Below are 4,867 nucleotides of genomic sequence, written 5' to 3'. Positions count from 1 at the left end.
GTTCTTCTTTTACTGGACATAGTAGATTCTCCTTCTTGTTATCTATTATTCTACTTGCCCTTAATTTTACTGTCCAACTAAGTGTAGACTATTCACGTACATCCGGTAAGGCACGAGAGACGATAACACTCATTGACCAAGCGTACACTTGCATCGCCAAATTCCCTTTGGATTATAGCTTTCATTTTTAAAACTCCGCATACTTTTATTCTAAATTTTCCCATTATAAATTTATAATGAAAATTGAATAATCTTATGAAATTCCATAAGATTTTCTAATCTGCGTCGTTAGTTTAAGAACTTCTACAAAAAAGAGGGTATTCTTTTTTTGATCAACACTAGTCAAATAACTCTCCAACTTAAATTATCTTCTTCCTATAGAGCAACAACCTATACAAAAAGGGCCTAAATAAAAGTGTATATGACAAAAATATGAATAGAGATGGGTGTCAATAATTATTTGAATTGTAAGTTTCGCAAAAAGAAAAGAGGACTGATTGTATTTATTTCTCTGAAGGAGTAATTTAATGTTTGGGTATTTCTTACTTCCGATACCATGTTTTTATAGGAACACAAAGGAGTTTTCTTTGAAAATAATGTTAGATCAACCTAAAATCGAATCTACTTTAAGAGATTTACCTCCTAATTCTCAAGCGATATTTACAAAAATACTAGGTACAATTCAAGAAGCCTTGAGCTATGTCATCACAACTACCTTATTAGTAAGGGTAATTATGGTTGCTGCAGCTACTATTATTTGTAAGCTTCGGAAACCCTATTCTATCTTGTATAAAATAAAGAGACTGTAAAAACTCGTTTTTTCGAGTTTGTCTACAGCCTGAGACTTCTAGTAATATCTAGAAGTTTTTCTTCACTATTAATTAATAATATTGCCTTAAAGCTATTTATGAGACAGTTCATCTTATTCTAAAGGCATCTTCACTAGAAATGTTGTTTGTTCTCCAAGCTTACTTTGAACATAGATGCTACCATCATGCATGTTTATAATCTTTTGTACAATTGAAAGCCCTAAACCACTGCCCCCGTTTGATACTGCTCTCGATTTATCTGCTTTAAAAAAACGTTCAAAAATATGTTTCTGATCTTCTTCTGTCATTCCTATTCCATTATCAGTAATGGAAATAGTCACAGTATCATTTTGATTAAATAAACGAATACAAATCATTCCTCCATCTGGGGTAAACTTTATACTGTTACTAATTAAATTCATCCACACTTGATTCATCAAATCTTCATCAGCAAATACCATAACATTTTCCAAATCGATTTCCATTTCAATATTTTTAGAAATCCATCTCGGCTCACAGGATAAAACCACATTACGCAATTGTTTATCCAGACGATACGACTTTGGCTCAAATGGGTGATGTTGTGATTCTAATGATGTTAACTTTAGTAAATTATCACTAATTTTCGATAATCGGTGGCTTTCCATCTCAATAATCTCTAAATAATGCTGTCGTTTTTCATCAGTCAAATTAATGTTTTTCAAAGCTTTTGCAAATCCATTAATCGAGGTTAATGGCGATTGAATTTCGTGCGAAACGTTGGATATAAACTCCTGACGCATTTTTTCCATTTCACCTAATTCCATCGCCATATGATTTATTCCGCTAATGAGTTGTCCAATATGATTTTCGTCATCATCTGATTTTAAGTCTAATTTGACGCTAAAATCCCCTTTTGCAATTCGTCCTATAGCATCAACCACCGTATCCCAATAGCTACGCTGCCTTCTATATCCAAATAAAAAGAAAATGGCAGCAGTACATGCAAAAAGGATAAATACACCTATTACAGTATAAAATTGTTGCCAAAAACCTTGGGGATGCTTATCAAGCCAATCGTATATAAATGAGGTCACATGATAAGAAATAAATGCAAAGAGCGTATTAGTTAAAAGAAAAAGTATTAACATACTCAATACTTTTAACGAAATTATCCATTTCTTCATGCCCCTAGCTCCAATCGATAACCGAGCCCCCGGATCGTCCGTATTGTGAATTCACTTTTATCTTCTGGGAATCGCTCTCGAAGTCTTTTAATATGAACATCTACCGTACGATCATCACCTTCATAGTCATATCCCCAAATATCTTCTATTAACTGTTCTCGAGAGAATGTCTTCCCAGGATAACTTGCTAATGTAAATAATAATTCAAATTCCTTTAATCGAAGAGTAATATTTTCTCCTCTATACATTAGCTCATACGTTTCTCGGTTCATCCAAACACTTCCCACTTCCACTGTTTGGGATAAAGAAATATGGTAACGCTTTAGGATAGATTTAACTCGAACAATTAATTCTGCTGGCTCAAATGGTTTTACAAGATAGTCATCTGTACCCAGGTTAAATCCTTTTACTTTTTGAGCTGTTTCTCCTTTTGCAGTCAGCATAAGAATAGGCAAATCGTTATTTAGCTTTCGTATTTCTCGGCATAATTCCCATCCATCCATATTTGGCATCATTATATCCATAATGACCATATCAACTTTTTCCGATTCTAGCTTGGACAGTGCATCAACACCGTCCACAGCTTCCAGTATACTGAGACCCTCATTTTGTAAAAATATGCTTACTAATTCTCTAATATGTTCATCATCATCCACAACTAATAATCTTGTCATGACAACAAATCCCTTCATACTTACTCTTGAATACGTAATTGTTGTTTGGCAAATTCTTTGTACATCTCATGTGATTGGAATAACGTATTATGCGTCCCACTTCCCGTAATATGTCCCTTCTCTACAAATAGTATATTGTCAGCATCGACAACAGTAGAAAGACGGTGAGCAATAACTAATGTCGTTCTGCCATTCATCAAATTATCTAATGCTTTTTGAACATAAATCTCAGATTTACTATCAAGGCTAGAAGTTGCTTCATCAAGCATTAAAATTTGGGGATCGCGTAATAGTGCTCTAGCGATTGCGATACGTTGTCGTTGTCCTCCTGAAAGCTTGATTCCACGTTCTCCTACTTCAGTATTAAACTTATCTGGAAGTGCTTGAATAAATTGATCAGCATACGCCATTTTAGCGACTCTTTCAAGTTCTGTATCTGTAACCTCTTTATCTATTCCATAACAAATGTTATCGCGTATTGTACCGGATATAAGTGCGCTTTCCTGAGCAACGTACCCAATTTGACTTCTCCAAGAATGTAAGGAGAACGTATCAATAGGTGTATCTCCTAGTGTAATGTTCCCTTTTGTAGTTTGATAATATCGCTCTAAAAGAGAAAATATAGTGGTCTTTCCTCCACCACTCGGTCCAACAATAGCCGTTACTTTACCTGGTTCAATTGTAAAATTAATATTAGATAAAATTGAGTCATTTTCATATGCAAAATCCACATGATTCACATGAATAGGTTCTGTCACTAGCTCTAACTGTTTACCTATGTGTATTTCTTCTTCGTCATGTTCAAGTACTGTACTAATGCGTTCGGTTGCTCCCATTGCTTTTTGCAATTGTGTAAAGAACATCGTTAATTGAGTCATTGGGATAATAATTTGAATTAAATATAAAATAAAAGCAACCATGTCGCCAGCTGTTAGTGCTCCAGAAGAGACACGTACTCCTCCATACCCAATAATTGCGACTAATACTATCATGAGAATGGAAGAAATTAAAGGTGAGATAAGTGCATGTATTTTGGCTTCTTTTAAACCAAAATTGAAGAGATTTGTAATACCTTTTTTTCCACGCTCATATTCTATGATCTCTGCATTTGAAGCCTTCACTAAACGTGATTCTGGTAATACTTGATTTAACACAGCAGTAAATTTTGCCGTTTCATCTTGCATTCCTTTTGAAATTACATACATTTTCTTTCCTAACAACATTAAAATCAGCATAGCAATCGGAACAGCAACAAGCATTACTAAAGTCATTTTCCAATCTAAGAATAGCAAAATCGTAACAGAACCGATTATCGCAATAATTCCAGATAAACAGTTAGCAAGATGTTCTGTAATGAGTTCCTTCACAACTGCGGTATCATTCGTTACACGACTCAATGTCTCTCCTGTATCATTTTTATCGTAATAAGGAATTGGTAAGCGGAGTAATTTTTTCCACAAACGATCTCTCAATTTTGCTACCACGTGATGACCAACTCGGTTTAACAGATAAATTGAAAGCCCGCTCGCTATTGCCTGGGCAATAAAAGCAATGACTAACAAAATAATTTGCCAATAGTTAAGTGAGTCCAGTGAAAAACCGTCCACTAACTTTTTTGTGAACAACGGAACGACAAAGCCTACCCCTGTTGTAGCAAAACTCATACAAAGTGCAATGATTAATAAAAGCTTAGGCGGTCCTGTTTGTTTTATTAACTGAACAAATTGTCGCCAACCCCTTAATTTGTTTTCTTTTATCTCTTCATTCATTATTAATAATTCCTCCTTATTTTCCCCCATAAAACGTTTCAGCACTCTTATAAAAGCTACTTTAGCATTTCTTTATGAACTGAATGTGAAATGAAAGTAGGCATAGGGAATTTATGGAGATAAACTCCTTCTTAATCTTACTATAGCTAAGCTCTTTTAGTATCTACGTGAAGATTAATATAATTTACTGAGTTCAAGAGAGGGCTAAAGTGAAAAATATGCGCTGTAAAACTAGTGAAAAGAAAATGTCCTCCATCTTCATAAATAAGAAAAAGAGAAGAAACCTCATCACAGGTGGATGATATTTCTTCTCTTCATATTAATCAGATCCATATTTCATACCATTTAATAACTATGAATAGTCTACACTTAGTTGGACAGTAAAATTAAGGGCAAGTAGAATAATAGATAACAAGAAGGAGAATCTACTATGTCCAGTAAAAGAAGAA

Annotated in this window: 5 protein-coding genes; 2 read left to right on the top strand and 3 right to left on the bottom strand. The window is 34.2% G+C overall.

Annotated elements, in window-relative coordinates; genetic code table 11:
• Both ACQKMD_RS21725 and ACQKMD_RS21720 read left to right on the top strand, forming a co-directional pair.
• The coding region (locus tag ACQKMD_RS21725) for a hypothetical protein (RefSeq protein WP_427754635.1) at window positions 1–191 on the top strand (191 nt) is incomplete at its 5' end.
• A 396-nt stretch (window positions 192–587) separates the two neighbouring features.
• Entirely contained in the window at window positions 588–809 is a 222-nt protein-coding gene (locus ACQKMD_RS21720; protein ID WP_427754633.1) for a hypothetical protein, read from the top strand.
• A gap of 113 nt (window positions 810–922) precedes the next feature.
• On the opposite strand, the gene ACQKMD_RS21715 is transcribed toward ACQKMD_RS21720, so the two are convergent.
• Genes ACQKMD_RS21715 through ACQKMD_RS21705 form a run of 3 tightly spaced genes read right to left on the bottom strand, consistent with a single transcriptional unit; the run spans window position 923 to window position 4,418 of the window.
• Entirely contained in the window at window positions 923–1,975 is a 1,053-nt protein-coding gene (locus ACQKMD_RS21715) for a sensor histidine kinase (protein WP_427754631.1), read from the bottom strand.
• The gene (locus ACQKMD_RS21710) at window positions 1,972–2,649 is read right to left on the bottom strand and encodes a response regulator transcription factor (RefSeq protein WP_427754629.1); all 678 of its coding nucleotides are present in this window, start codon (window positions 2,647–2,649) and stop codon (window positions 1,972–1,974) included. The genes ACQKMD_RS21715 and ACQKMD_RS21710 overlap by 4 nt, the downstream gene beginning before the upstream one ends.
• Window positions 2,650–2,669: 20 nt before the next feature.
• On the bottom strand, window positions 2,670–4,418 hold the full coding sequence (locus ACQKMD_RS21705; RefSeq protein WP_427754627.1) for an ABC transporter ATP-binding protein: 1,749 nt from the start codon (window positions 4,416–4,418) through the stop codon (window positions 2,670–2,672).
• Between the last annotated feature and the right edge of the window lie 449 nt (window positions 4,419–4,867).

This window comes from Viridibacillus sp. NPDC096237 (assembly GCF_050278625.1).
Classification (GTDB): Bacteria; Bacillota; Bacilli; order Bacillales_A; family Planococcaceae; genus Viridibacillus.
The sequence above is the reverse complement of the archived record's forward strand: the minus strand, read 5'-3'. Positions and strand labels throughout refer to the sequence as shown.